The sequence below is a fragment of the Mangrovihabitans endophyticus genome (assembly GCF_014646155.1).
In the GTDB taxonomy this organism is placed as follows: domain Bacteria; phylum Actinomycetota; class Actinomycetes; order Mycobacteriales; family Micromonosporaceae; genus Actinoplanes; species Actinoplanes endophyticus.
The window spans coordinates 24,498-50,124 of record NZ_BMMX01000010.1; the positions used below are offsets into that span (position 1 = coordinate 24,498).

Annotated in this window: 23 protein-coding genes; 12 read left to right on the forward strand and 11 right to left on the reverse strand. The window is 70.8% G+C overall.

All coding sequences use genetic code 11. The features are described 5' to 3' along the window. Genes IEY73_RS13620 through IEY73_RS13635 form a run of 4 tightly spaced genes read left to right on the forward strand, consistent with a single transcriptional unit; the run spans window position 1 to window position 4,220 of the window. Window positions 1-879 carry a sulfotransferase family protein gene (locus IEY73_RS13620; protein ID WP_189079565.1) on the forward strand — a complete coding sequence of 293 codons (879 nt, stop codon included), beginning with the start codon at window positions 1-3 and terminating at the stop codon, window positions 877-879. Beyond that, complete coding sequence (locus IEY73_RS13625) at window positions 876-2,474, forward strand: lipopolysaccharide biosynthesis protein (RefSeq protein WP_229715813.1); 1,599 nt, start codon at window positions 876-878, stop codon at window positions 2,472-2,474. The genes IEY73_RS13620 and IEY73_RS13625 overlap by 4 nt, the downstream gene beginning before the upstream one ends. Further along, window positions 2,471-3,205, forward strand: a complete 735-nt coding sequence (locus tag IEY73_RS13630) for a methyltransferase domain-containing protein (RefSeq protein WP_189079566.1) — start codon at window positions 2,471-2,473, stop codon at window positions 3,203-3,205. Before IEY73_RS13625 ends, IEY73_RS13630 begins: the two co-directional genes overlap by 4 nt. A 1-nt stretch (window position 3,206) precedes the next feature. Further along, window positions 3,207-4,220, forward strand: a complete 1,014-nt coding sequence (locus IEY73_RS13635) for a glycoside hydrolase family 26 protein (RefSeq protein WP_229715814.1) — start codon at window positions 3,207-3,209, stop codon at window positions 4,218-4,220. A 48-nt stretch (window positions 4,221-4,268) separates the two neighbouring features. Here IEY73_RS13635 and IEY73_RS13640 read toward each other — a convergent pair whose 3' ends face one another. Next, entirely contained in the window at window positions 4,269-5,075 is an 807-nt protein-coding gene (locus IEY73_RS13640; RefSeq protein ID WP_189079567.1) for a WecB/TagA/CpsF family glycosyltransferase, read from the reverse strand. A gap of 62 nt (window positions 5,076-5,137) precedes the next feature. On the opposite strand from IEY73_RS13640, the gene IEY73_RS13645 reads away from it, so the two are divergent. From IEY73_RS13645 to galT, 4 genes are all read left to right on the forward strand, one after another. After that, window positions 5,138-6,079, forward strand: a complete 942-nt coding sequence (locus IEY73_RS13645; RefSeq protein ID WP_189079568.1) for a sulfotransferase — start codon at window positions 5,138-5,140, stop codon at window positions 6,077-6,079. Further along, window positions 6,079-6,993, forward strand: a complete 915-nt coding sequence (locus IEY73_RS13650; protein ID WP_189079569.1) for a glycosyltransferase family 2 protein — start codon at window positions 6,079-6,081, stop codon at window positions 6,991-6,993. Before IEY73_RS13645 ends, IEY73_RS13650 begins: the two co-directional genes overlap by 1 nt. A gap of 95 nt (window positions 6,994-7,088) precedes the next feature. Further along, window positions 7,089-7,865 carry a DeoR/GlpR family DNA-binding transcription regulator gene (locus IEY73_RS13655; protein ID WP_189079570.1) on the forward strand — a complete coding sequence of 259 codons (777 nt, stop codon included), beginning with the start codon at window positions 7,089-7,091 and terminating at the stop codon, window positions 7,863-7,865. After that, entirely contained in the window at window positions 7,862-8,944 is a 1,083-nt protein-coding gene (gene galT / locus IEY73_RS13660) for a galactose-1-phosphate uridylyltransferase (RefSeq protein WP_189079571.1), read from the forward strand. Before IEY73_RS13655 ends, galT begins: the two co-directional genes overlap by 4 nt. A 285-nt stretch (window positions 8,945-9,229) precedes the next feature. On the opposite strand, the gene IEY73_RS13665 is transcribed toward galT, so the two are convergent. The 3 genes from IEY73_RS13665 to IEY73_RS13675 all read right to left on the reverse strand — a co-directional run bounded on the left by IEY73_RS13665 (window position 9,230) and on the right by IEY73_RS13675 (window position 12,233). Beyond that, window positions 9,230-10,444, reverse strand: coding sequence for an NADP-dependent isocitrate dehydrogenase (locus IEY73_RS13665; protein WP_189079572.1), 1,215 nt, complete (start codon window positions 10,442-10,444; stop codon window positions 9,230-9,232). A 170-nt stretch (window positions 10,445-10,614) separates the two neighbouring features. Then, window positions 10,615-11,565: a malate dehydrogenase gene (gene mdh, locus IEY73_RS13670; protein WP_189079573.1), complete on the reverse strand. Its 951-nt coding sequence runs from the start codon at window positions 11,563-11,565 to the stop codon at window positions 10,615-10,617. Between the two features lie 71 nt (window positions 11,566-11,636). Beyond that, window positions 11,637-12,233, reverse strand: a complete 597-nt coding sequence (locus IEY73_RS13675; protein ID WP_189079574.1) for a pentapeptide repeat-containing protein — start codon at window positions 12,231-12,233, stop codon at window positions 11,637-11,639. A gap of 446 nt (window positions 12,234-12,679) precedes the next feature. Between IEY73_RS13675 and IEY73_RS13680 the strand changes: the two genes are divergently transcribed. Then, a complete protein-coding gene (locus IEY73_RS13680) occupies window positions 12,680-13,471 on the forward strand; it encodes a type IV toxin-antitoxin system AbiEi family antitoxin (protein WP_229715815.1) in 792 nt (263 codons plus the stop codon). Here the strand turns inward: IEY73_RS13680 and purH are convergent. Together purH and purN are read right to left on the reverse strand one after the other, a co-directional pair. Further along, window positions 13,443-15,017, reverse strand: a complete 1,575-nt coding sequence (gene purH, locus IEY73_RS13685; protein ID WP_189079575.1) for a bifunctional phosphoribosylaminoimidazolecarboxamide formyltransferase/IMP cyclohydrolase — start codon at window positions 15,015-15,017, stop codon at window positions 13,443-13,445. The two genes, IEY73_RS13680 and purH, sit on opposite strands and share 29 nt — an antisense overlap. After that, on the reverse strand, window positions 15,014-15,631 hold the full coding sequence (purN, locus tag IEY73_RS13690) for a phosphoribosylglycinamide formyltransferase (protein ID WP_189079576.1): 618 nt from the start codon (window positions 15,629-15,631) through the stop codon (window positions 15,014-15,016). Before purN ends, purH begins: the two co-directional genes overlap by 4 nt. 126 nt (window positions 15,632-15,757) lie before the next feature. On the opposite strand from purN, the gene IEY73_RS13695 reads away from it, so the two are divergent. Then, entirely contained in the window at window positions 15,758-16,030 is a 273-nt protein-coding gene (locus IEY73_RS13695) for a DUF4190 domain-containing protein (RefSeq protein WP_189079577.1), read from the forward strand. 43 nt (window positions 16,031-16,073) lie between these two features. Here IEY73_RS13695 and IEY73_RS13700 read toward each other — a convergent pair whose 3' ends face one another. The 4 genes from IEY73_RS13700 to icmB form a co-directional block, all read right to left on the reverse strand. Continuing rightward, window positions 16,074-17,480 carry a cell division protein PerM gene (locus IEY73_RS13700; protein WP_189079578.1) on the reverse strand — a complete coding sequence of 469 codons (1,407 nt, stop codon included), beginning with the start codon at window positions 17,478-17,480 and terminating at the stop codon, window positions 16,074-16,076. Window positions 17,481-17,596: 116 nt separating this feature from the next. Continuing rightward, window positions 17,597-18,478, reverse strand: coding sequence for a succinate--CoA ligase subunit alpha (sucD, locus tag IEY73_RS13705; RefSeq protein WP_189079579.1), 882 nt, complete (start codon window positions 18,476-18,478; stop codon window positions 17,597-17,599). 4 nt (window positions 18,479-18,482) lie between these two features. Further along, window positions 18,483-19,661: an ADP-forming succinate--CoA ligase subunit beta gene (gene sucC, locus IEY73_RS13710; RefSeq protein WP_189079580.1), complete on the reverse strand. Its 1,179-nt coding sequence runs from the start codon at window positions 19,659-19,661 to the stop codon at window positions 18,483-18,485. A gap of 464 nt (window positions 19,662-20,125) precedes the next feature. Further along, window positions 20,126-20,530 carry a coenzyme B12-dependent isobutyryl CoA mutase small subunit gene (icmB, locus tag IEY73_RS13715; RefSeq protein WP_189079581.1) on the reverse strand — a complete coding sequence of 135 codons (405 nt, stop codon included), beginning with the start codon at window positions 20,528-20,530 and terminating at the stop codon, window positions 20,126-20,128. Between the two features lie 439 nt (window positions 20,531-20,969). On the opposite strand from icmB, the gene IEY73_RS13720 reads away from it, so the two are divergent. Both IEY73_RS13720 and IEY73_RS13725 read left to right on the forward strand, forming a co-directional pair. Continuing rightward, window positions 20,970-21,707, forward strand: coding sequence for a M23 family metallopeptidase (locus IEY73_RS13720; RefSeq protein WP_189079582.1), 738 nt, complete (start codon window positions 20,970-20,972; stop codon window positions 21,705-21,707). 487 nt (window positions 21,708-22,194) lie between these two features. Then, entirely contained in the window at window positions 22,195-22,923 is a 729-nt protein-coding gene (locus IEY73_RS13725; protein ID WP_229715816.1) for a M23 family metallopeptidase, read from the forward strand. A gap of 16 nt (window positions 22,924-22,939) precedes the next feature. Here the strand turns inward: IEY73_RS13725 and pcrA are convergent, their stop codons facing one another. Continuing rightward, window positions 22,940-25,456: a DNA helicase PcrA gene (gene pcrA / locus IEY73_RS13730; RefSeq protein ID WP_229715817.1), complete on the reverse strand. Its 2,517-nt coding sequence runs from the start codon at window positions 25,454-25,456 to the stop codon at window positions 22,940-22,942. Between the last annotated feature and the right edge of the window lie 171 nt (window positions 25,457-25,627).

The window sequence follows — 25,627 nt, forward strand, 5'->3', positions numbered from 1 at the left end:
ATGGACGTACGCAACGTGCCCGCCCCGATCAAGCGGGTGGTGCATCTCGGGTCCCGGTCGTACGGGCGGCTCACCGCCCCGGCACGCATGACGCCGTCGTTCCTCATCTGCGGCGGCCAGCGCTGCGGCACCACGTCGCTGTATCGCGCGCTGGCCGCGCACCCGGTGGTGCTCAAGGCGGTGCTGCACAAGGGCGTGCACTACTTCGACACGTCCTATCACCGGGGCATGGGGTGGTACCGCGGTCATTTCCCGTTGCAGCGCAGCGCCGAGCGGATCGCCGACCGGTACGGCGTACCGGCGCGGACCTTCGAGTCCAGCCCGTACTACATGTACCACCCGCAGGCCGCCGCCCGGATCGCCCGCGATCTGCCGCACGCGAAGCTGGTGGTGCTGGTGCGTGACCCGGTGGAACGCGCGTATTCCCAGCACGCCCACGAGGTGGCCCGGGGCTTCGAGCCGGAGCGGGACTTCGGCAACGCGCTGGCGCTGGAGCCGGCCCGGCTGCACCGGCAGGAGGAGCGGCTGGCCACCGATCCGGCGTACTACAGCTTCGCGCACCAGCATCACGCGTATCGCGCGCGCGGCGAGTACGCCCGCTATCTGAGCGTGATGGCCCAGCACGTGGGCCGGGAACGCATCCACGTGGTGGAGAGCGAACGCTTCTTCGCCGAGCCCGAGCACACGTACGACGAGGTGCTGGAGTTCCTGGGGCTGCCGACCGGCCTGCATCGTCCCGAATTCGCCCGGCACAACGCCCGCCCGCGATCCTCCGACATGGACGCCGCGCTGCGCCGCGAACTGTCCGCCCACTACCAGTCGCACGACAACGCGCTGAGCGCCTGGCTGGGCCGGACCCCGATCTGGCGCCGCCCGTGACGGTCCGGGCGGCGCGGCCCCCGGCGACCAGTAGATCGACCACCACGGCGGAGACGCGCGGGGCGGAGACGCGCGGGGCCGCGCGGGGCGGACTGGCCAACATGGCCGGGTCCGCGCTGGCCGGGATCACCGGCGTGGCGGTCGCGTGGATCGTCGCGCGCGCCCTGGGCACCGCACAGGCGGGCGCCTTCTTCGCCGCGACCGCCGTGTTCGTGCTGGTCGGCGGGATCGCCAAGCTCGGCACACCGACCGGGCTGGTGTACTGGCCAGCCCGGCTGCGGGCCACCGGACGGGACCATCTGCTCGGTGTCTGCCTGCGTGCCGGCCTGGTGCCGGTGGGCGTGCTGGCGGTGGTGCTGGGCGTCGCGATGTGGCTGGGCGCACCGGCCCTGGCCCGGCTGAGCGCGGGCGCCGACCCGGCGGTGCTCGCCGATCACGTGGCCGGGCTGCGGATGCTTGCCGTGTTCCTGCCGCTGCAAGCGCTCACCGATGCGTTGCTCACCGCCACCCGCGGTTATCGGATGATGCGCCCCACCGTGCAGCTCGACCGGCTGCTGCGCAGCGGGCTTCAACTCGTCCTGGTCGGGGCGACCGGGCTGTGCGCGTTGTGGGCGTCGGCCACGCTGCCGGTGTTCGCGCTCGCCTGGGCGGCGCCCTATCTGCCGGTCACCGTGCTGGCCGCGATCGCGCTGCGCCGGATCCACCGCGCGCACCGCCCCGCCGCAGCGGGGCCGCCCTCGGCGGCGCAGCGGCGTGCCCTGCGCCGCGACTTCTGGCGTTTCACCGGCCCGCGCGCCCTGGCCAGCGTCGCCCAGCTCGCCCTGCAACGCGTGGATGTGCTGCTGGTCGCCGCCTTGGGCGGGCTGAGCGCGGCTGCCGTCTACGCGGTCGCCGGCCGGTTCGTGGTGCTCATCCAGTTCGCCAACCAGGGCATCTCGCAGTCCGTGCAGCCGCGCCTCGCGGAGGCCATGGCCACCGGTGACCGGGACGCCGCCAATCACCTCTACCGGACCGCGACCGGCTGGCTGGTGCTTGTCACCTGGCCGGTCACGCTGCTGGTCATCCTGTTGGCGCCGGACTACCTGCGGCTGTTCGGCGAGGGCTACGCGGCCGGCGCCCCGGTGGTCGTGGTGCTGGCCGGCGCGATGCTGGTGGCCACCGGCTGCGGCATGGTCGACATGGTGCTGGCGATGGCCGGGCGCACCTCGGCGAACCTGGTCAACGTGCTTGTCGCGCTGGCCGTGACGATCGGCCTGGACGTGCTGCTGATCCCGGCGCACGGCGCGCTCGGCGCCGCGATCGGGCTGGCCTGCGCGGTGGTGGCCAACAATCTGCTGCCCCTGGTCCAGGTCGGCCGGACCGCGCGGCTGCACCCGTTCGGTGCGGGCACGCTGGCCGCCGCCGGGCTGTCGGCGTTCTGCTTCGCCGCGCTGCCGTGGACCGTGCTGGCGTGCACCGGCCGCGGCCCGGCCGGGGTGCTCGCGGCGCTGGCCGTCGCGGTGCCCACCTTCCTCGCCGGGACCTGGCTGTTGCGCCGGCCGCTCGCGCTCGGCGCCTTCAAGCCCCGCAAGCTGATGTCAAGGAGGAGCCGTTGACCACCGACTACACCAAGGTGTTCCAGGACACCGATGCGGTGGAGAAGTACGAGACCGTGACGTACGCGCCGAACAGTTACGCGTCGCAGATCAACGAGCGGCAGCGGGATTATCTGCGCGGGCTCGTCACCGCCGAGTTCGGTGCCGGACGGGCCGTCCAGCACGACTTCGCGTGCGGCACCGGGCGTGCCATCCGCACGTTGCACGGGCTGGTGCGCGAGGCGCACGGATATGACACGTCGGCGGAGATGATGGCCAAGGCGGCCGAGGTCGGTTCGCAGGCGCAGTGGCACCTGGTGCCCACCGACGGCCCGATCCCGGACCCGGTGGACGCCGGCACACCCGCCGTGGTGACCATGTTCCGGCTGCTGCTCAACGTGGACGACCCGGTCCGGGAGCGGGCCCTGGCGTTCGCCGCCAAGGCGCTGCCGGACGCCGACGCCGGGCTGCTGGTGGTGGAGAACCACGGCAACGCCAGTTCCGTACGGCACCTGCGGTCGCGCCGCAACACCGGTCGCCGCTGGTTCGCCGAGCTGTCCCACGCGGACGTGGCCGCGCTGCTGGACCGGCACGGTTTCGAGATCGTGCGGCGGGAGGGCTTCTCCATGCTGACGCCGTCGATGCACCGGCACGGGCTGGCCCGGATGGCGGACGCGGCGACCCGCCGTCTGCCCGGCAGCGACGCGTACGCGGTGAACGTGCTGTACACCGCGCGACGCAAGCGGACCTGACGTGCCGCGCCGCACCGGGCGGTGCCTGGCGTCGCTGGGCGTCGCCGTCATCCTGCTGCTGAGTGCCGGGTGCACCGGGTCGCGGTCACAGCCGCGGCCCGCGGAGTCACCGGACCTGACCGGAACGCCGGCCGCCGTGGCGGTCAACCGGGGCCCGTTTGACGCCGGGCCGGTGCGCCCGCCCGCCGCGGGCGCGTACTTCGGTGCCTGGGTCAAGCCCGAGCGGCTCACCCACCCCGGCCGGGTCGCCGCGGTGGCCGGCTTGGAAGAGGACCTGGGCCGCCCGCTGAAGGTGCTTAACACGTACCGGCGATTCGACCAGATGGTGGGCACGGAGAGCGACCACGAGTTCCTGACTCAGGGCGTGACCCTGATGGTGAGCTGGGCCACCGGGGACAACCGCTCCATCGTCTCGGGCGCGCACGACGAGCTGATCCGTCGGCAGGCACGCGCGGTACGCGACGCCGGCGTGCCGATGCTGCTGCGGATGCGCTGGGAAATGGACCGCCCCAACCTGCGCGCCACCATGTGGTCCGGGCCGGACTTCGTCGCCGCGTGGAAGCACGTGCGGGAGTTGTTCCGAGACGAGGGGGCCACCAACGTCTCGTGGGTGTGGTGCCCCACCGCGGAGGGGTTCCAGCGCGGCGACGCCCCGGACTTCTATCCCGGCGACGACCAGGTGGACTGGACCTGCGTGGACGTGTACGCCGGGAATCGGTTCCAGTCGATCGGCCGGTTGATGGGCCCGTTCCTGCAGTGGGCGGCGCAGCGGCCCAAGCCGATCGTGGTGGGCGAGTTCGGGGTGGCCCGCGCCTGGGGCACGCAGGGTCGCGCGGCGTGGCTGCGGGACGCCGAGCGGACGTTCAAGGCCAACCCGCAGATCAAGGCGATCAGCTATTTCGAGTCCGATCCGGACGGTAACGGGCCGAACCAGCAGTTCCGGCTGACCGGCGACGCGGCGGCGTTCGCCGCGTTCCGAGAGATGACCAAGGACCCGTACTTCAACCCGTCGTGAGGTGTGCGGGGCGGCCGGTTCGATGCCGGCCGCCCCGCGCCGGCGCGGTCAGCGGCGAAGTTCCGCCGGTGCGGTACGCCGTCGGGCCGCGGCGGAGAGCAGGCGCAGCGCGTACGGGGCGTCGTGCCGCAGGTACCGTCCGGCCAGCCGACGGGGCTCGGTGCCGAGCCGGTGCGCCCATTCCAGGCCGGTGCGCTGCATCCAGCGTGGCGCCCGGTCCACGTCACCGGCCACGAAGTTGACCGCCGCGCCGCAGCCCATGAACCACGCCTGCGGCAGTTCCCGGCGCAGCCGGTCGATGACGATCTCCTGCTTGGGGAAGCCGATGCCCACGAACACCATGTCCGGCTTGGCCTGCTTGATGGCATCCCGGAAGGTGGCATAGACCGCGGAGTTGCGCTCGAACCCGTACTCCGGGCACAGGGTTCCGGCGATGCGCAGCCCCGGGCATGCGGCGGCGAGGCGTTCGGCGGCCCGAGACGCGCCGTCGGCGGCGTGCGTGGTGGCGGGCCGGCCCCCCACCACGAAGATCGACCGCGTGTCGCGGGCCAGTCCGGCGGACAGCGACCAGACCAGGCTGCTGCCCGCCACCCGCTCGGGCAGCGGCGTCCCACCGATCCGGCTGGCCCAGATCAGCGGCATGCCGTCGGCGACGATCAGGTCCGCGTCGTCGAGGTACGCGCGGACCCGGCGGTCCAGCCGCGCCCGGCGAAGGATGTCCACATTCGGGGTGATGATGCGCCCGCCCCGGCCAGCGGTCAGGGCGTCACGCACCACGGACACCACCTCGCCCTCGGTGATGCGGTCGATGCCCGTTCCGTCCAGGTGTACGCGGTCGAAAGCCTCGATGGCCACGTAACGCCTCCTTCACCCTCGTTCGCTCGTTATAGGCGTGAAACGAGTGAAGGTGGTCCAAAGTGGCACGGGTTATATATCTGGGCGGACTGGGACGAAGCGGAACGACACTCGTCGAACGCCTCCTCGGCGAGCTTCCGACCGTCTGCGCCCTCGGCGAGGTCGTCCACCTCTGGCAACGAGACGTACGCGACGACGAACGCTGCGGCTGTGGCGAGCACTTCTCCGCCTGCGCCTTCTGGCGTGCGGTCGGCGAACGGGCGTTCGGCGGGTGGTCCAACGTCGATGTCGACCGCGTGCACGCTCTTCGCGACGCGGTCGAGCGGACCCGGCACATCCCCCGGCTGGCCGCCGGCCGGGTCGGCCGAGCCGTGGTCCGCGAATACGCCGACTACTACGGCCGGGTCTACGCGGCGGCGGCAGCGGTGTCCGGCGCCGAGGCGGTGGTCGACTCCTCCAAGCACAGCTCCCTGGCTCACGTGCTGCGGCTGGCCGAGAACGTCGACCTGCGCGTGGTGCACGTCGTCCGGGATGCGCGCGGCGTGGCCTACTCCTGGACCAAGACCGTGGACCGGCCGGAGACCGACGGCGCGCAGACCATGACGCGCTACCCGCCGACCCGGTCGGCCATGCTGTGGAACGCGCACAACGCCGCGTTCGGGCTGCTCGCCCGCCGCGGCGTGCCGGTGCGGCGGATCCGCTATGAGGAGTTCCTGACCGATCCGCGGGCCGCGCTGGTGCGCCTGGCGGACTTCGCCGGCCTCCGGATCGCCCCGACCGACCTGGACTTTCTGCGGTCCGGTCACGCCGACCTGCGCACCGGGCACAGCGCGGCCGGCAACCCCATGCGGTTCACCGTCGGCCGGCTGCCGCTGCGCCACGACGACGCCTGGATGCAGGCGCTGCCGCGCGCTCAGCGACGGCTGGTCGGCGCCATGTGCGCGCCGATGCTCCGCGCGTACGGCTACCCGATCAATCCCGCGCAAGCGCACCAGGAGGCGTGATGAACTGGCCGTCCGTCGGCGTCGTGATCCCCACCCGCAACCGGCCGGAACTGGTGCGCCAGGCCATCGCGGCGGTGCGCGGCCAGCAGTATCCCGGCGACGTGCGGGTGGTGGTCGTCTACGACCAGGCCGAGCCGGACCACACGCTCGCCGCGACCGGCGAGACGCCGGTGGCCGTGCTCACCAACGCGCGGATGGCGGGCCTGGCCGGCGCCCGCAACACCGGCATCCTCGCCCTGGACACCGATGTGGTGGCGTTCTGCGACGACGACGACCGCTGGTCGGCGGACAAGCTGCGGCGGCAAGTCGCCGCGCTGCAGGCCGAGCCCACGGCCGAATTCGCCACCTGCGCCATCGAGGTCGAGTACGAGGGCCGGGCCACGCCACGCCTGGCCGGGCGCAGCCGGGTGACGGTCTCCGACCTGGCCCGCTCCCGGATGGCGATGCTGCACTCCAGCTCGTTCCTGGCCCGCCGGGAGGCGTTCGCACCGGACGCCATCGGGCTGGTCGCCGAGGACGCGCCGGGCAGCCAGAACGAGGACTGGGATCTGCTGCTGCGGGCCGCGCGGCGCGCACCCGTGGTGCACGTCGACGAGCCGCTGGTCCGGGTGCTGTGGGGGCGGACGTCGCATTACGCGTACGAGTACGCGACGAAGATCTCCTCCCTGCGCTGGATGATGCAACGGCATCCGGAGATCAGCGGCTGCCGACCCGGCGCCGCCCGGGTCTATGGCCAGCTCGCCTGCTGGTCCGCCGCCTCCGGCAACCGGGCCGCGGCGTGGCGGTTCAGCAAGGAGGCGGTGCGGGCCAACTGGCGCGAGCCGCGGACGGCCATCGCCCTGGCCGCGATCACCGGAGCGGTGAAGGTGGAGAACGTGTTGTCGGCGCTGCACCGGCACGGGCGAGGAATCTAACAAACCCCACTCTTTTCCGCACACCCGATCGCCAGGTAGTGTTCGGGCGTGTTCGAAATAGTGCGGTTGTCGCGACGCGGGTCGGAGGGCTGCTGATGCTGGCCCAACAACGCCAGGCTGCCATCCTCGACCGGGTCCGCGCCGCCGGTGGCGTGCGGGTCAGCGAGCTGGCCGCGGAGTACGGCGTCTCCGACATGACCATCCGGCGTGACCTGGAGTCCCTCGCGGACCGCGGCCTGCTGGCGAAGGTACACGGCGGGGCGACCACGGTCAGCCCCGGATCCGCGCATGAGCCCGGGTTCGCCGCCAAGAGCGTGCGCCAACGCGTCGAAAAGGCCGCAATGGCGATGCGGGCCGCGGCACTCGTCTCGCCCGGCGACGCCATCGCGCTGTCCGCCGGCACCACCACCGCGGGCCTGGCCCAACGCCTCGTCGACGTGCCATCACTGACCGTGGTCACCAATTCCATCCCGGTGGCGGACGTCTTCTACCGTGCCGGTCGCCCGGACCAGACCGTGGTGCTGACCGGCGGCACCCGCACGCCCTCGGACGCACTGGTCGGCCCGGTCGCCGTCGCCGCGATCGGCACCCTGCATCTCGACATGCTGTTCCTGGGCGTGCACGGGATGAGCGAACGAGCCGGCTACACCACTCCGAATCTCATGGAGGCCGACGTCAACCGCGCGCTCGTGGAGGCTGCGGAACGCCTCGTCGTCCTCGCCGACCACACCAAATGGGGAACCGTGGGAATCAGTTCGATCGTGCCGCTGGACCGGGCCCACGTCGTCATCACCGACGAGGGGCTCGACGAGACGGCACGCGCCATCCTTGAGGAGCAGGTCGAGGAGCTGATGGTGGTGAGCGCCCAGTGAGGCGCACCGCCATCACCCTGGCCGACGGGCGCGAGCTCATCTACTTCGACGAGCGGGCGGACGCGGACCGCTCGTTCCCGGACACCCGTGAGCTGCCGCCGCCACCGCCCACCTCGCAGTTGCGCCTCGACCCGCTGGTCGACGAATGGGTGGCGGTCGCCGCGCACCGGCAGAAGCGCACCTTCCTGCCGCCCAGCGACAAGTGCCCGCTGTGCCCGTCGACGCCGGACTTCGCCAGCGAGATCCCGGCACCCGACTACGACGTCGTGGTCTTCGAAAACCAGTTCCCCTCATTCAGCGACCGCGTCAGCCCGGACGAGATCACCGAACTCACCGAGCAGGTCCCGGTACGCCCCGGGGTCGGCCGGTGCGAGGTGGTCTGCTTCACCAGCGACCACCACAGCGCCTTCGGTCAACTGCCGGCCGCACGAGTCCGGACCGTCATCGACGCGCTGGCCGACCGCACCGCGGCCATGTCCGCGCTGCCCGGCGTGGAACAGGTGTTCCCGTTCGAGAACCGCGGCGTCGAGATCGGCGTGACACTGCACCACCCGCACGGGCAGATCTACGCCTATCCGATGGTTCCGGCGCGCACCCAGGCCATGCTGCGGGCCGCGGCCCGACACGCCAATCGCACCGGAGGGCGCATCCTCTACGCCGACGTGCTGGCTGCCGAGCAGAAGGCGCAGACCCGGATCGTGGCCGCCAACGAACACTGGACGGCGTACGTCCCGGCAGCCGCGCGGTGGCCGTTCGAGGTGCAACTGGCGCCGCATCGTCAGGTGCCGGACATCCCCGCCCTGAGCGACGCCGAGCGGGACGCGTTCGCCCCGCTCTACCTGGACGTGTTGCACCGGTTCGACGCGCTGTTCGACAAGCCGATGCCCTACATCTCCGCATGGCACCAGGCGGTGGTGGGCGCGGGCCGCGAACTCGGCTATCTGCACCTGCAACTCTTCAGCATCCGGCGCGCGGCGGACAAGCTGAAATACCTCGCCGGCTCCGAATCCGCGATGGGCGTGTTCATCAACGACATCGTCCCGGAGCGGGCGGCGCAGATGCTGCGCGACGCGATCTGAGGCGTCGGCGCGCCGCCGTCTAGGGGGCGGGGGGCCCGGGACAAGGCCCCCCGCAGGGAAGGACGGCAGGCGCATTGCCTACTCGGCCGCGTCGGGGGCGAGGAGACCCGATCGGCGCCCGGGACAAGGCAGCCGGATCGGCGGGCGTCTCTCTCGGCGTCGCGACCGTCATCCGTTCTGCCTTGAGAAACGACGCGGCAAAACAGGCGTTACGCCCGTGTGGAGGTTCCGACGGCGGATGTCGGCGTGCCGTCCCCGACACGCCGACATCCGCGACCGTCGCGCTCAGGCCAGCTTGCGGGCCAGGTTCTCGTCCAGCGTATTCATGAATTCGTCGGTGGTCAGCCACGGGGCGTCCTTGGCGATCAGCAGCGCCAAGTCCTTGGTCATCCGGCCACTCTCGACGGTCTCCACGCAGACCTTCTCCAGCGTCTCGGCGAACTCGGTCACCGCCGGGTTCTGGTCCAGCACGCCGCGGTGCTTCAGGCCGCCGGTCCAGGCGAAGATCGACGCGATCGGGTTCGTCGAGGTCTTCTCGCCCTTCTGCCACTGCCGGTAGTGCCGGGTGACGGTGCCGTGCGCCGCCTCCGCCTCCACCGTCTTGCCGTCCGGGGTCATCAGCACGCTGGTCATCAGGCCCAGCGAGCCGAAGCCCTGCGCCACCGTGTCGGACTGCACATCACCGTCGTAGTTCTTGCACGCCCAGACGTACCCGCCCTCCCACTTCAGCGCGGCGGCGACCATGTCGTCGATCAGCCGGTGCTCGTACGTCAGACCGGCGGCCTTGAACTGGTCGGCGAACTCGGTCTCGAACACCTCGGCGAACAGATCCTTGAACCGGCCGTCGTACGCCTTGAGGATGGTGTTCTTGGTGGACAGGTAGACCGGGAAGTCGCGGGACAGGCCGTACCGGAATGAGGCGCGCGCGAAGTCCCGGATCGACTCGTCGTAGTTGTACATGCCCATGCCGACGCCGCCGGCCGGGAAGTCGGCGACGTGGAACTCCATCGGCTGCGAACCGTCGTCCGGCGTGAAGGTGATCGTCATCTTGCCGGCCTTGGGCGCCACGAAGTCGGTCGCCTTGTACTGGTCGCCGTGCGCGTGCCGGCCGATCACGATCGGCTTGGTCCAGCCGGGTACGAGGCGCGGCACGTTGGACATGATGATCGGCTCGCGGAAGACCACGCCGCCGAGGATGTTGCGGATGGTGCCGTTGGGCGAGCGCCACATCTTCTTCAGCCCGAACTCGTCCACCCGCGCCTCGTCGGGGGTGATGGTGGCGCATTTGACGCCCACGCCGTGCCGTTTGATGGCGTTCGCCGCGTCGACCGTCACCTGGTCGTCGGTCTCGTCGCGGTGCTGAATCGACAGGTCGTAGTACTCCAGGTCGACGTCGAGGTAGGGCAGGACCAACTGCTCACGGATCTGCTTCCAGATGATCCGGGTCATCTCGTCGCCGTCGAGCTCCACCACCGGGTTGTTGACCTTGATTTTCGCCATCGGCCGGCGCTCCTCTCAGACGTGCGTAGCAGTACGAGCGTACTGGAGAGTTCTCGGCGGCGCGTCGACCACCCGGCATCGCGCCTGCTTCGCCCGGTTTCGGCGGTCGGCGCCCCCACGACGCAGGCCGGGACCGCAGCAGTCCCGGCCTGGTGGTGTGGTGCGGCGGTTCAGAGGCCGGCCACGTCCGACTGCTTGGCACGAACCGCCTCGGCGGCCTCCGTCAAGCCGGCCACCTCGGTGTCCGACAGCTTGTCCTCGACCACCCTCGTGATGCCCCGGGCGCCGATCTCGGCCTCCACGCCCAGGTAGACGCCCGAGATGCCGTACTCACCGTCGACCCAGGCGCACACCGGCATCACCGTGCCCGAGTCCTCGATCACCGCACGGGCCATCCGCGCCGCCGCGGCCGATGGGGCGTAGAACGCCGACCCGGTCTTGAGCAGGTTGTTCACCTCGGCCCCGCCGTTACGCGTACGGACCACCAGCTCCTCGATCTTGTCCGCGGGCAGCAGATCGGCAAGCGGCTTGCCGTCCACCGTGCAGCGGGACGGGACCGGGACCATGGTGTCACCGTGCGACCCGAGGGTCAGCGCCTTGACGCTGCCCACCGGAACGTTGAGCTCGCGGGCGATGAAGTTGGTGAAGCGGGCGGTGTCCAGGACGCCGGCCTGGCCGAACACCCGGTTCTTGGGGAACTGGGTGGCGATCTGGGCCAGCGCCGTCATCTCGTCCACCGGGTTGGAGACGACGATGACGACCGCGTTCGGCGCGTACTTCGCGATGTTCTCCGCGACCTGACGGACGATCTTGGCGTTGACCTCCAGGAGGTCCATCCGGCTCATGCCCGGCTTGCGCGGGAACCCGGCGGTGACCACCACCACGTCGGAGCCCTCGATCGCCTCGTAGCCCTCGCCGTTCGTGCCGGTCGTCGCGCCGACGACGGTCGTCTCGAAGCCCTCGATCGGACGGGACTGGTTCAGGTCGAGCGCGAGTCCTTCGGGACGCCCCTCCAGGATGTCGGTGAGCACCACGGTGTCGAAGATGTCGTACTCGGCCAGACGCTGCGCGGTCGTCGCGCCGTAAAATCCGGCGCCTACGACGGTGACCTTCTTACCCATGGCTGAAGTCCACTTCCTTTCGTTTTTTCCGACCGTATCAGCCTGATGACGCGGTATTACCGGCCGGTAGATCAGTCACTGACCACGGCACCGTAGGACCTCGCCAAGAGCACCGCCTGCGCCATGTCGATCTTCGCACCGGTGACGTCCACGTCCCGCAGGTCGACGTTGACAAGGTCGGCCCCGCGCAGGTCCGCGCCCTTGAGCACGGCATCCTTCAGCCGAACTCCGGACAGATCGGCACCCCGCAGATCGACCCGAGTCAGGTCGGCGCCGGTGAGATCCGCATCGGCGAGACGAAGCGCACCGAGTTTCGTGGCGGTCAGATTCTGACCGCGGAGCGAGACGAAGCCCCAATCGCCGCCGTCGACGGTCAGCGGACGCAGCCCGCAGTCGACGAATTGCGTGCCGGTGAGCTTGCAGTCGATCAGCGAGGCGTCGAAAAACGAGCAGCGTTGCAGGACGGACTGCAACATCGCGGTACGTTCCAGAACCGAGGCGTTGAAGCGCACGTTCCCGAATTGGCAGCGCACGAACGTGCACCCGGTGAGGGTGGCCTCGGACCAGTCGACATCGTGGAAGGCGCAGTCCTCGTATCGAGCGCGCTCGACCTCGGCAAGTGCCCAGTCCGCGCCGGAGTACGTCTCGTTGCACACCGTCTCGGCCACCCGACCACCTTACGGCGTGCCGACGGACGACTGCGGCAGCCCCGCAGGGCCGCCGTCGCGCTGGGCGTGTCCGCACACGCCTCCACCCGGCCCGCCGGAGCCCCGCGGCTGCCCCAAGCACTCAGCCGCGCCCTTCCGCCCGCCCAGCCGTAGCCCACGGCTGCCCGCAGGCACTCAGCCGTGCCTGGCGAATGTCATGCCCGTTCTTCAACAGCCACCAGCGACGGCCCTTCCGCTCGGAACAGCCACCAGCGACGGCCCGCCGCCCGGCTCGGAATCCACCGGCGACTGGCGATATCCACAGGCGAGGATTGTTGTCCGGCACCGCCGACGCCGGTGCGCCAACCTAGGCGACGTGTCGTTTCGCGCCCAGATTCCGCCGTCGCTGCGTACCGGTCCGTTCCGGGGCTCCGATGCCGTCGCCCAGGGGACGCTTACCCCGGTCGATGCTCCGCGGCGCCTCGTGGCGTCGGCTGTTTCCTGATGTCTACGTCCATCGGGACGCCGAGCTCGATCACACGATGTGGTGCCGGGCGGTCGTCCTCACCCTGCCGGACGGCGCCGCTCTGGGCGGCGTGAGCGCCGCTCTTCTGTGGGGAGTCGACCTGCTGCCCGGCAACTCGATGACGGTCTCGGTGGTGATGCCCCGCCGACGGCGGCTCCGCGCGGATCCCCGGATCGTCCCGCACTACACCGTGCTCGCCGAGCGCGATGTCACACATGTCGCGGGAATGCCGGTGACCACGCCGGAACGCACCCTTTTCGATCTCGCACGTCGCAACTCGCGGGCGGAAGCCGTGGTTGCCGTCGATGCCATGCTGCACCAGCGGCTGGTCACGATCGAGACGCTCGAAGCGCGGGCGCGGATGCGGCGCCATTGGCCGGGCCTGGCCCAGCTCCGTGAGGCGGTTCGGCTGGCGGAGCCACTTGCCGAATCGCCGATGGAAACCCGGCTTCGCCTGCTCCTGCATGACGCCGGTCTGCCGGCGATGACCGCCCAGCATGTGGTGCGCGACCCGAGCCGCCGGCTCATCGCCCGGGTCGATCTCGCCCTGCCGGAGCGTCTGCTCCGCTGCACGGCGGACGATGTGTTGCGGCACCCTGCCCGGACGGTGCGCCTGGTGGCAGACACCATCACCGAGCTGCGGCGGCTGCAGCCCGGGCAGCGAACACCGGCACGCACCCCTTCGACGGCGTCGGCCGAACCGGTCAGTGGTAGAAGTGCCGCGTACCGGTGAAGTACAGGGTGACGCCCGCCTTGCGCGCCGCCTCGATCACCTGGTCGTCGCGGATCGATCCGCCCGGCTGCACCACCGCCGTGACGCCCGCTTCGAGCAGCACCTCCAGGCCGTCCGGGAACGGGAAGAACGCGTCGCTGGCCGCCACGCTTCCCTTCGCCCGCTCCGCACCGGCGCGGGCCACCGCCAGGCGCGCCGAGTCGACCCGGTTCACCTGTCCCATGCCGACGCCCACCGTCGCCCCGTCGTGGGCCAGCAGGATCGCGTTGCTCTTCGCCGAGCGCACCGCACGCCACGCGAACCCGAGATCCGCGAGCATGTCCGGCGCGGCCGGCTCGCCCACCGCCAGCGTCCAGTCGCCCGGGTCGTCGCCGGTGGCGTTCACCCGGTCGGAGACCTGCACCAGCACGCCACCGCCGACCTGCTTCCGCTCGGCGGGCGGCGGGTTCCACGGCGGTGCCACCAGGACGCGCAGGTTCTTGCGCCCGCGCAGCGTCTCCAGGGCGGCCGGGGCGTAGGACGGCGCCACGATCACCTCGGTGAAGATCTCCGCCACCTGCTCGGCCAGCTCGGCGGTCACTTCCCGGTTCACCGCGATGACCCCGCCGTACGCGGAAACCGGGTCGCACGCATGCGCCTTGCGGTGGGCCTGCGCCACGTCCTCGCCCACCGCGATGCCGCAGGGGTTGGCGTGTTTGATCACCGCGACGCACGGCTCGGTGAAGTCGTTGGCGCTGCGCCACGCGGCATCCGCGTCCACATAGTTGTTGTACGACATCTCCTTGCCGTGCAACTGCTCGGCCTGAGCGAGGCCGGCCGGTGCCGCCGGGTCGACGTAGAGCGCGGCCTGTTGGTGCGGATTCTCGCCGTAACGCAGGGTGGCCGCCGGGCGCAGCCCGATGCCGGAGAAGGCGGGCCAGGACGACTCGTCCGCGGTCAGCGTGGTGGCGCACCAGTTGGCCACCGCGATGTCGTACTCGGCGATGTCCGCGAACGCCTCCGCAGCTAGCCGCCGACGCTGCGCGGTGGTGAAGCCGCCGTCCTTCAGGGCCTGCTGGATCTGCGGGTACGCGGACACGGAGGTGACCACCGCGACCGTCGGGTGGTTCTTGGCGGCGGCACGCACCATGGCCGGGCCACCGATGTCGATCTGTTCGACGCACTCGTCCACGCTCGCCCCCGACGCGACCGTCTGGGTGAACGGATAGAGGTTGCTGACCAGCAGGTCGAACGGCTCGATGCCGAGCTCGGCCAGTTGCGCGGCGTGTGCCTCCAACCGCAGGTCGGCCAGCAGTCCGGCGTGCACCGAGGGGTGCAGCGTCTTGACCCGGCCGTCCAGCGTCTCCGGGAATCCGGTCAGCTCCTCGACGCGGGTCACCGGCACGCCGGCGCCTTCGATCGTCCCCGCGGTCGAACCGGTGGAGATCACCTGCACGCCGGCGTCGTGCAGGCCGCGGGCGAGCTCGACCAGGCCGGTCTTGTCGTACACGCTGAGCAGCGCCCGCTTGATCGGCCGCCGCCCCTCGTCGGTGCCGTGCTCGCTCATGGGATCCGTACCTTTCTGTCCTGGATGGTCCAGCCCTCGCGCACCAGCCGGCCGATGTAATCGACGAGCTGCGCGCGCTCGGCCACCTTGATCCGCTCGGTCAGCACCGCTTCCGTGTCGTCGTCCAGTACGGGCACGCCGACCTGGGCGATGATGGGTCCGGTGTCGACTCCGGCATCGACGAAGAACAGGGTGGCCCCGGCGATCTTCACCCCGTAGGCCAGGGCGTCGCGCGGGCCGTGGATGCCCGGGAAGGCCGGCAGCAGCGCGTTGTGCGTGTTCACGTACCGTCCGCCGAATTCGGCGAGGAAGCGCTCGCCGACCAGCTTGAGGAATCCGGCCGACACGACCAGGTCCGGCTTGTGCTCGGCCACCTGGGCGGTCAGCGCCGCATCCCAGTCGTCGCGCGTGGCGTACGACTTGAGCGAGGCCACGAAGGTGGGCACGCCGACGGCGGCGGCACGGTCGAGGCCGGCGATGGCGTCCCGGTCGGCTCCCACGGCGACCACCCGGGCGCCGTACGCGGGATCCGCGCTGGCGTCGAGCAGGGCCTGCAGATTGCTGCCGGAGCCGGAAACGAGGACGACCAGCCGGGCGGGCGCGGGGTCGGTCACCCGACAAACCCTATCGCCGGGCAGTCCGGCCTCGTACAACGGGTCGTACGCGGGTGCGCGAAGAGCGGCGATCTTCGGTTATCCTGCCGATCCTTGCTTGACAGCGAATTCTCAGGAGGAATATCCGTGACGCCACCACCACCACCGAACTACGGCCCGCCCGCCGCGGCTCCGGGCAACGACAAGGTGACGCTCTGGGGCGTCCTGGGCATCGTGTTCGCCTTCTGCTGCTGGCCGTTGGGCGTCGTCTTCGCCATCCTCGGCCTGCTTGAGGCCCGCAAGGTGGGCAAGCCGCCCACCCTGTCCTACGTCGCCTTCGGCATCCTCGCGCTGGCGCTGGTCCTCAACATCGTCCTGGCGGCCACCGGCACGCTCAACAACATCGTGAACAACAACTGAATCGACCCTGGCAGGGGCGTCCCGGCGAACCGGGGCGCCCCCGTCAGGCGCGCCGCGGACGCGCGAAGGTGCGCGCGGCGAGCGCGCCCAGCATGGCCGAGACGGCGACCACGATCGTCGCCACCAGCGTCACCTGCCAGGCGACCGGTCCGATCCGGGCCAACCGCCCGTCTCCCAGCGGACCGGCGGACAGGTGCGCCAGCGCGCCGAGCACGAGACCGGCGACCGGGCCGGCGATCAGGCTCGCCCCGCACAGCCGTCCCCAACCGGGCGCGGGCGGCGGCGCCGCCGGTTCACCGGGGCGGGGAGGGCGCGGACGGGTCAGGCGACGCGTCAGCATCACCCCCGCCGACATGCCCGCCAGCACCGGCACCGACAGCAGCAGCGCGCCGGTGGCGCCCATCGGACCGTCCGGCAGGCCGGCCAGCAGCGGCAGCGTCGGCAGCGGGCCCACGGTCACTTCGGTCACCCGTACGGCCGTGTCGGCGCCCAGCAGGAAGCCCGGTCCGAGCAGGTAGGCCGCCGCCCAGACGGCCGCGTTCCCGCCGTAGGCCAGGCTGACCAGCGTGATGCCGGCCTGCCCGGTGACGCCGGTGCGGTACGCGGCGATGATGTCGGCCGCCTGCGCGCCGCCGACCGCGACGGCCAGGCCGGCGAAGGCGGCGCCCGCGGCGGCGATCAGCAGCGCGCCCACCACCCCGGTGCGCAGGCCGTGCCGGAGCACCGGCGGGATCCGCCGCGCCACGACCCGCAGCGCACCGGTGTGTCGCACCGCGCCGACAAGCGCCCCGCAGGCGCCGATGCCGAAGAAGTCCACGGCCGCCCGCAGCACCGAGACCTCCAGGCCGGGACGGTCCACCAGCACCGCGGCGAGCAGGCCGAGCACCGCGTACGCCAGGCCGACCGAGCCGGCCACGGTGAGCGCGGTGCGCATCGCCGGGCGCGCCCGGCCGCCGATCGCCCGGGAGACATGCAGACCGGCACGGTTCAGCCGCCACACCGCGACCAGGGTGAGCAGCAGCGGGGTGAGGCCGAACGACCCGATGGTGGTGCCCAGCGGGACGCCGTGCCCGAGCAACCACCCGGCCAGTCCGGCGCCGGCCGCGCCGCCCAGCCCCCCGGCGCCCTCGAACGTTCTGGCCAGGCCGATCACCGCGGCCACCGGTACGTACGTCAGAAGCGCGGCCCAGACGGTGGCGACGCCGGTCGCCACGGCCAGCGGGGCGCGCCCGCCATGGCCCGGCGGCCGGCGGGGGCTGGGCAGTTTGACGGTGGCCCGGTTGCCCGGCCCGGTGTCCACCCGGACGGTGGGATGCCCGCGCACGTCGACACGCCGCGTCTCACGGCCGGACACATCGACCGGCACCGTCTCGCGGTCGGCAACGTCCGCCGCCCCGGAGACCTCGTCTGGGTCGTCCGAGCCGTCCGGACCGTCGGGTGTCGTCGGCATCGTGAACTACTTTTCCATGACTGTGGCCACTGAGCGACGCAGATACGACGGCGCGCCGCCTTCGGAGTGCTTTCGGCACTGGTGAAGGCGGCGCGCCGACGCCCGTCGCTGCGGGCTCAGCTCATCACGTCGCGCATCAGCCGCGCGGTTTCGCTCGGCGTCTTGCCGACCTTCACCCCGGCCGCCTCCAACGCCGACTTCTTGGCGTCGGCGGTGCCGGCCGAACCGGAGATGATGGCGCCGGCGTGACCCATGGTCTTGCCCGGCGGGGCGGTGAATCCGGCGATGTAGCCGACCACCGGCTTGGTCACGTTGGCCTTGATGAACTCGGCCGCGCGTTCCTCGGCGTCGCCGCCGATCTCACCGATCATGACGATCGCGTCGGTCTCCGGGTCCGCCTGGAACGCGCGCAGGGCGTCGATGTGGGTGGTCCCGATGATCGGGTCACCGCCGATGCCGACGCAGGTGGAGAAGCCGATGTCGCGCAGCTCGTACATCAACTGGTAGGTCAGCGTGCCGCTCTTGCTGACCAGGCCGATGCGTCCGCCCGGGGTGATGTCGGCCGGGATGATGCCGGCATTGGAGGCGCCCGGCGACGCGATACCCGGGCAGTTCGGCCCGACGATCCGGGTCTTCTCCCCCTGGGCCACGTTGTGCGCCCAGAACGCGGCCGAGTCCTGCACCGGCACGCCCTCGGTGATGACCACGGCCAGCGGGATCTCCGCGTCGATGGCCTCCAGCACGGCCGCCTTGGTGAACGCCGGCGGCACGAAGATGACCGACACGTCCGCGCCGGTCTCCTTCATCGCCTCGCCGACGCTCGCGAACACCGGCAGCGCGGTGCCGTCGAAGTCGACCGAGGTGCCGGCCTTACGGGGGTTCACGCCACCCACCACGGTGGTGCCCGCCGCGAGCATGCGACGGGTGTGCTTGGAACCCTCCGAGCCGGTCATGCCCTGGACGATGACCTTGGAGTCCTTGGTGAGCCAGATTGCCATGTCGTCACTTCCCCGCAGCCGCGAGCTCGGCGGCGCGCTCGGCCGCCCCGTCCATCGTGTCCACCCGCTCGACCAACGGGTTCTTCGCCTCGTCCAGGATGGTCCGCCCGGCCTCGGCGTTGTTGCCGTCGAGCCGCACGACAAGCGGCTTGGTGACCTGCTCGCCGCGCTGTTCGAGCAGCGCGAGCGCCTGGATGATGCCGTTGGCGACCTCGTCGCAGGCGGTGATGCCACCGAAGACGTTCACGAACACCGACTTGACCGACGGGTCGGACAGCACCACTTCGAGCCCGTTGGCCATCACCGCGGCGCTGGCGCCGCCGCCGATGTCGAGGAAGTTCGCCGGCTTGACGCCGCCACGGTCGGCGCCCGCGTACGCCACCACGTCCAGCGTCGACATGACCAGGCCGGCGCCGTTGCCGATGATGCCGACCTCGCCGTCGAGCTTGACGTAGTTGAGGTTCTTGGCCTTCGCGGCCTGCTCCAGCGGGTCCACCGCGGACTGGTCGACGAGTGCCTCGTGGTCGGCGTGCCGGAAACCGGCGTTCTCGTCCAGCGTGACCTTGGCGTCCAGGCAGAGCACCCGGCCGTCGCGCACCTTGGCCAGCGGGTTCACCTCGACCAGGGTGGCGTCCTCGGCGGCGAACGCCGCCCACAGCTTGACGGCAATCTCCGCCACCTGGTCGGCGACCTCGGCAGGGAAACCCGCCCCGGCGACGATCTCCCGGGCCAGCGCCTGGTCGACGCCCCGGTTCGCGTCCACGGCGACCTTGGCCACCCGGTCCGGCTGTTCCTCGGCGACCTGCTCGATCTCCATGCCGCCGGCCACACTGGCGATGCACAGGAAGGTGCGGTTCGCGCGGTCCAGCAGGTAGGAGAAGTAATACTCCTCCGCGATGTCGGCCGTCTCGGCCAGCATCACCTTGCCGACCGTGTGGCCTTTGATGTCCATGCCCAGGATGTCCGTGGCGCGGGCCTGCGCCTCGTCCGCGCCGTCCGCCAGCTTGACGCCGCCGGCCTTGCCCCGGCCGCCCACCTTCACCTGCGCCTTGACGACGACCCGGCCGCCGAGCCGCTCGGCGATCGCGCGGGCCTCCTCCGGGGTCTCGGCGACGCCGCCGCCCAGCACGGGCAAACCGTGCCGTTCGAACAGGTCGCGCCCCTGATATTCGAACAGGTCCACGTGTCTCCTTCCGCTCGCGGCGCGCCCGCGTCGGCAAGCCGCACCGTTGCGTCCCGACCTGTGTCCGCGGCGCAACGTTGCGGCGCCGCGAGCAAGAGGATTGTGTCGCCGCTCCCTGCCAGAGCGGCCTTGTCTCGCAGAGTAGTCACCGGCGGCCGTGGTATGCCGCCGCGGGTGCGCGGTGTGCAAGACCACACACCGCCGCCCCTGCGCGGGGACCGCCTCCGGCCCTCGAACTGCCGGGCGCCTCGCACCGCCGGGCTATGGGCGGCCCGCTCCGCGTAACCGACTCGGCGGGTTGTCGTTGAGTGTGATGTCGGAGCGCTGAGCGGCCCGGCGGAACGGCCGATGCCCTGTCGGTCGAGGGGTGGCGGCGGGGCGTCGTGCGATAGAGGGGTCGGACGTGTGAGGGGTGCGTCCGACCCCTCCTTTTACCAATACTCTCCGAACAATTCGCGTGACGCTCAGCTCACCGGCTGCGACACATTGGCGCGCACCCATTCGACAATCGATGCGGTCGTTGCGCCCGGCGTGAAAATCTGCGCAACACCCAGCTCGGCCAATTCGGTGATGTCGTCGGGCGGAATGATGCCGCCGCCGAAGACCACGATGTCGCCGGCGTCACGTTCGGCGAGGAGTTCCAGCACCCGGCGGAACAGCGTCATGTGCGCACCGGAGAGCACGGAGAGACCGATGGCGTCGGCGTCTTCCTGAATCGCGGTCTGCACGATCTGCTCCGGTGTCTGATGCAGACCGGTGTAGATCACCTCCATGCCCGCGTCCCGCAACGCCCTGGCCACCACCTTGGCACCGCGGTCGTGGCCGTCCAGGCCGGGCTTGGCGACGACGACCCTGATCCGTGCTTGCATCTGCGACCCCTTCGGCGCTGTCGGCTCCCGAGCCGAACGGTAGTCCCCGGACCGTCGGCCGGTAACCCCTTCCACACATACCGTCGCGCCCCGTTCACCGCACACTCTCACCGACGGCCGACTAGGGAAGACGCCACTCTCATCGACCACGAATGGGTGGGGAGGACTACCCAATGCATGACTTTCCGTTTAGCCTCAGCGACAGAGAGCTAGCAACGACGCGTGCCCGAAAAGGTAACTAATTCGGACATTAGATGCTCAATACGGTCGTCGACTCGCCGAGAAATTGGTTGCGCGACTTGTGACCCGCGTTGCGTTTCGTTACCGTGTCCCACGGCTGTCGGCTGTTTGACTCAGTCGACTGCTCGGAGGCCCGCCATTCATCTGAAGTTCAGACGTGGTTGGTCATCGGTCGTTCGCCACTGACGGAGGGTTGTTCGTGCGCCAGCGCTTGTCGTCTGAGCCCGATCGCTATCGCGGCCGACGTCGTGTGCAGACTCCCCCACGCAGCCGCTACGCCGTGGTCGGCGCGGCTGCGTTCATGGGTGCCGGAGTCGTTGCCCTGGGCGCCGCCTCCAATCTTCCGGATGCGAAGGCGGTCAACCCGACCGTCCTGCAAAACCTTGAGCAGGCATCCGCCGCACAGGACGCGCTGACGGGTCGCGCGGCCCAGGACGATCGCGCCTCACGCGGATCGGAGCGCGCCAGCGACGTCACCACCAAGATGAGCGACGAGGAGATCGAAGCTCAGGCGTGGATGTTGCCGCTGGACGACTACACGTTCACCTCGGCCTACGGCGTCCGCTGGGGAAAGCTGCACGCGGGCATCGACCTGGCCGCCCCCGAGGGCACGCCGTTCACGTCGATCCACGCCGGCACCGTCACTCAAGCCGGATACAACGGCGCGTACGGCTACTCGATCACCGTCAAGCAAGACGACGGCACCGAGATCATCTACGGCCACGCCCGTCGCGTGCTCGTCCAGCAGGGCCAGACCGTCAAGGCGGGCGACACCATCGGCGAGGTCGGCAACACCGGAGCCTCCTACGGGACGCATCTGCACGTCGAGATCCACGTGGACGGCAAGCCCACGGATCCGGTCCCGCTGCTGCGTGACCACGGCGTCGACATCAAGCTGAAGATCGAGTCGGTCTTCGGGGGTCTCGCCGCCTCCTGACGCGCGGCCTGCGGTCTCGCCGCATGTCCCGCCCTCATCAAGTTGTCCACCGGCGTCCGATTGCCGGGGTGGATGTTCTCCCTCCCGTTGCGTCCTCCCACCATGCTCCTTGCATGGGGCCACATGATAAGTCTCGTCCGCATTTCACTCTTCCGGACCTAACACGGCACTGATACCGGGTACGTCGCATCGGTGCCGGTTTCGTGCATGGTGAGCGTTTCGGGAAGATCTTCGCATTCCACCGCGAGAACTCGTCCGGTTGCGTTTCGGTGGTGGCGACCACCACAGGTCCATCCGGCTCAGGGCGAGTCACGGCGTGCCGACAGGCAGGTGTCGGAACACGCCAAGCCGGGAGGACGTCATCATCGTGCGGCACCGAGCCACTACCCGAGGACGGCACCGCCGGGAGGACATCCGTCCCCGCCACCGTGCGCCACGGACCCCCGTCGCGCCACTGGTGCTGGGCGAGCGCGGCCGGCACGCGGCGATGACCGCCGCTCTTCTCGCCGGTGTGGGCACTGTGGGCGCCGTGACGGTGAGCGCCGCGACGGCTTCCGGCCACGCCGAGTCCGCGGCGCCGCAGGCGCATACCGCTTCGGGCATAGCCGTGCGTCACGACACGCCGACCAGCGTGCCCACCACCGGCGCATCGCCGACCGACGCCACACAGATGGGCGCCGCACAGATGGGCGCCGCACAGATGGGCGCCGCGCAGATCGGCGGGGCGGCAGCGCCGGTCATCTCCCGCATCACACCGGCCGCCGCGGCGGTTCGGCTCAAGGAACGGCCACCGCCGGTGGTCCGATGGGTGAGCCCGCTTCCCGAGGGGACCGTGACGTCCTGTTACGGGCAGCGCTGGGGGCGCCTGCACGCCGGTGTCGACATCGCCGCGGCGGACCGCACCCCCATCCACGCCGCGGGTGCCGGCGTCGTGGTGGCGGCGGGCGAGGCCGAAGGCTATGGCATTGCGGTGCTGATCGACCACGGCAACGGGTATCTCACGCACTACGGTCACATGTCGGCCGTCACGGTGGCCGAGGGCGACCGCGTCGAGCCCGGCACCCCGGTCGGGTACGAGGGATCCACCGGCCACTCCACCGGCCCGCACCTGCACTTCGAGGTGCACCGGGGCGCGTACAAGAATCCGATCGAGCCGACCGCCTGGATGCGCGAACACGGCGTGGACATCCCGGGCTGCACGACCGCGGACGAGTGATCCGCGGCACGCCCGGCTAGAGCTTCTCCACCGGCGCGTGCCGCAGCACCAACCACATCACCTGGTCGCCGAAGTCGATCTGGGCACGCGCGTTCGGGCCGTGCCCCTCGACGACGACCACCCGGCCCATCCCGTACCGCTGATGGTTGACCCGGTCACCGGCGGCGACCTTCGGCACCTGACGCAGCTCGCTGGCCGTGGACAGCTTGCTGGCGTCGACCCCGAGCCGCTCGGCGAGGCGCTGCGCCTTCGGGGTGCCTCCGGAGAAGCCGCCGCCGCGTCCGCGATCACCGCCGCCCCGGCCGCCCACCCCGCCGCCGGTGCCCGACCACGACGTGTACGATCCGGCGACCCGGTCCCAGCGAACCAGCTCGGCCGGCAACTCGTCGGTGAAGCGGGAGGCCGGGTTGTATTGCGGCTGGCCCCACGCCGACCGGGTCACCGCACGGGACAGATAGAGCCGCTGCCGCGCCCGTGTGATGCCGACGTACGCCAGCCGACGCTCCTCCTCCAGCTCGGTGTTGTCGCCGAGGGCACGCATGTGCGGGAAAACCCCGTCCTCCAACCCGGTCAGGAACACCACCGGGAACTCCAGGCCCTTCGCGGTGTGCAGGGTCATGAGCGTGACCACGCCCTGGTGGTCCGGATCGTCCGAGGGCAACTGGTCGGCGTCCGCCACCAGCGCGACCTGCTCCAGGAAGCCCTCCAGGGTGGCGGCCGGGGCCTGGTCGTCCTCCGCCTGGGCCTCCACCCGCTCGGTGTACTCCCGGGCGACGCTGACCAACTCCTGGAGGTTCTCCACCCGGCCCTGGTCCTGCGGGTCGAGGCTCTCCTCCAATTCGGCGAGCAGGCCGGAGCGTTGCAGCACCGCTTCCAGGACCTCCTCGGGCGGCCGGCTGCGGGACAGCTCGCGCAACTCGTCGAGCAGCGCCACGAAGTCGGTGATGCTGTTGACCGCGCGGGTGGAGATGCCGGGGGCGTCGCGGACCCGGCGCAGCGCCTGACCGAACGAGATCCGGTCCCGTGTGGACAGCGCTTCCACGCACGCCTCCGCGCGGTCGCCGATGCCTCGCTTCGGCGTGTTCAGCACGCGGCGGATGCTCACCGTGTCGTCGTCGTTGGCGATGGCGCGCAGATAGCCGAGCGCGTCGCGCACCTCCTTGCGCTCGTAGAAGCGCACGCCGCCGACCACCTTGTAGGGCAGGCCGACCCGGATGAACACCTCTTCGAAGACCCGGGACTGGTTGTTCGTGCGGTAGAAGACCGCCACATCGCCGGGCCGTACGTCCTCGTTGTCGCAGAGGCGGTCGATCTCCCGGGCCACCCAGTCCGCCTCGGCGTGTTCGGTGTCCGCGACGTAGCCGACGATCTGCTCGCCGGCGCCCTGGTCGCTCCACAACCGCTTCGGCTTGCGTGACGTGTTCCGGTCGATGACCGCGTTGGCCGCGGACAGGATCGTCTGGGTGGAGCGATAGTTCTGTTCCAGCAGGATGGTGCGGGCGTCCGGGAAGTCGCGCTCGAACTCCAGGATGTTGCGGATGGTCGCGCCGCGGAAGGCGTAGATGGACTGGTCCGCGTCGCCGACCACGCAGAGCTCACCCGGCGGCAGATCCTCTCCGCCCGCCCCGACCAGCTCCTTGACCAGCATGTATTGCGCGTGGTTGGTGTCCTGGTATTCGTCGACCAGCACGTGACGGAACCGTCGCCGGTAGACCTCGGCCACATGCGGATGCGACTGCAACAGGTGCACCGTCGACATGATCAGGTCGTCGAAATCCAGCGCGTGCGCCTCCGCCAGACGGCGCTGATAAAGCTCGTACGCCTCTGCCACGGCCCGCTCGTTGGGCCCGGATGCCCGGCCCTTGAAGTCGTCCGGCCCGACCAGTTCGTTCTTCAGATTGGACACCTGGGCGGCCAGCCCGCGCGCGGTGTATCGCTTCGGATCGAGGTCGAGCTCGCGGGCGACCAGTTGCATCAGGCGGCGAGAGTCGTCCGCGTCGTAGATCGAGAACGTGCTCTTCAGCCCGGCGTGCTCGTGCTCCGCCCGCAGGATGCGCACGCAGGCGGAGTGGAACGTGGACACCCACATCAGCCGGGCGCGCGGGCCGATCAGAGCCGCGACACGCTCCTTCATCTCGCCCGCCGCCTTGTTGGTGAACGTGATGGCGATGATCTGCCCGGGGTGCACGTCCCGGTCGGCGAGCAGGTAGGCGATGCGGTGGGTGAGGACCCGGGTCTTGCCGGAACCGGCACCGGCCACGATGAGCAGCGGTGACCCGGCGTGGGTGACCGCGTCCCGCTGCGGGCCGTTCAGCCCGGCCAGCAACGCCTGCGGATCGACGCGCCGGGCGGGCCGTCGTGCCGGCTCCGGCGAGCGCACGGCGGGAACCGGGAAGAGCCCCGCCGGGCCCGCGCCGGAGCGGCCGTCGGGAGCAGAGCCCGCGCCGGAGCGGCCGTCGGGAGCAGAGTGGGCGTCGGCGGGCCGGGAGTCGGTCGCCGATCGGCTGTCGGGGGTCTCGGAAGAAGCACGCATGACGGCGTGCAGTCTATGCCGCGCGTACGACAAGATTCCGGGCCGTCATCCTTCGCCCGACGCGCCGCGCGCGTCGATTCGTGCCGGATGCCCGTCGGGTGCGGTTCACGCTTCGCCGCAACCAAGCTGTCACCCGGCAGAGGTAGCGGTGACCAGGATCGATACATCAGG

What these genes read in the sequence shown, in the direction of transcription:
- pcrA (WP_229715817.1), bottom strand. Translation starts at nt 25,456, where the DNA reads ATGCGTGCTTCTTCCGAGACCCCCGACAGCCGATCGGCGACCGACTCC.
- IEY73_RS13665 (WP_189079572.1), bottom strand. Translation starts at nt 10,444, where the DNA reads ATGGCGAAAATCAAGGTCAACAACCCGGTGGTGGAGCTCGACGGCGAC.
- IEY73_RS13655 (WP_189079570.1), top strand. Translation starts at nt 7,089, where the DNA reads ATGCTGGCCCAACAACGCCAGGCTGCCATCCTCGACCGGGTCCGCGCC.
- IEY73_RS13725 (WP_229715816.1), top strand. Translation starts at nt 22,195, where the DNA reads ATGACCGCCGCTCTTCTCGCCGGTGTGGGCACTGTGGGCGCCGTGACG.
- IEY73_RS13680 (WP_229715815.1), top strand. Translation starts at nt 12,680, where the DNA reads ATGCTCCGCGGCGCCTCGTGGCGTCGGCTGTTTCCTGATGTCTACGTC.
- sucD (WP_189079579.1), bottom strand. Translation starts at nt 18,478, where the DNA reads ATGGCAATCTGGCTCACCAAGGACTCCAAGGTCATCGTCCAGGGCATG.
- IEY73_RS13620 (WP_189079565.1), top strand. Translation starts at nt 1, where the DNA reads ATGGACGTACGCAACGTGCCCGCCCCGATCAAGCGGGTGGTGCATCTC.
- mdh (WP_189079573.1), bottom strand. Translation starts at nt 11,565, where the DNA reads ATGGGTAAGAAGGTCACCGTCGTAGGCGCCGGATTTTACGGCGCGACG.
- purH (WP_189079575.1), bottom strand. Translation starts at nt 15,017, where the DNA reads ATGAGCGAGCACGGCACCGACGAGGGGCGGCGGCCGATCAAGCGGGCG.
- IEY73_RS13700 (WP_189079578.1), bottom strand. Translation starts at nt 17,480, where the DNA reads ATGCCGACGACACCCGACGGTCCGGACGGCTCGGACGACCCAGACGAG.
- IEY73_RS13650 (WP_189079569.1), top strand. Translation starts at nt 6,079, where the DNA reads ATGAACTGGCCGTCCGTCGGCGTCGTGATCCCCACCCGCAACCGGCCG.
- icmB (WP_189079581.1), bottom strand. Translation starts at nt 20,530, where the DNA reads ATGCAAGCACGGATCAGGGTCGTCGTCGCCAAGCCCGGCCTGGACGGC.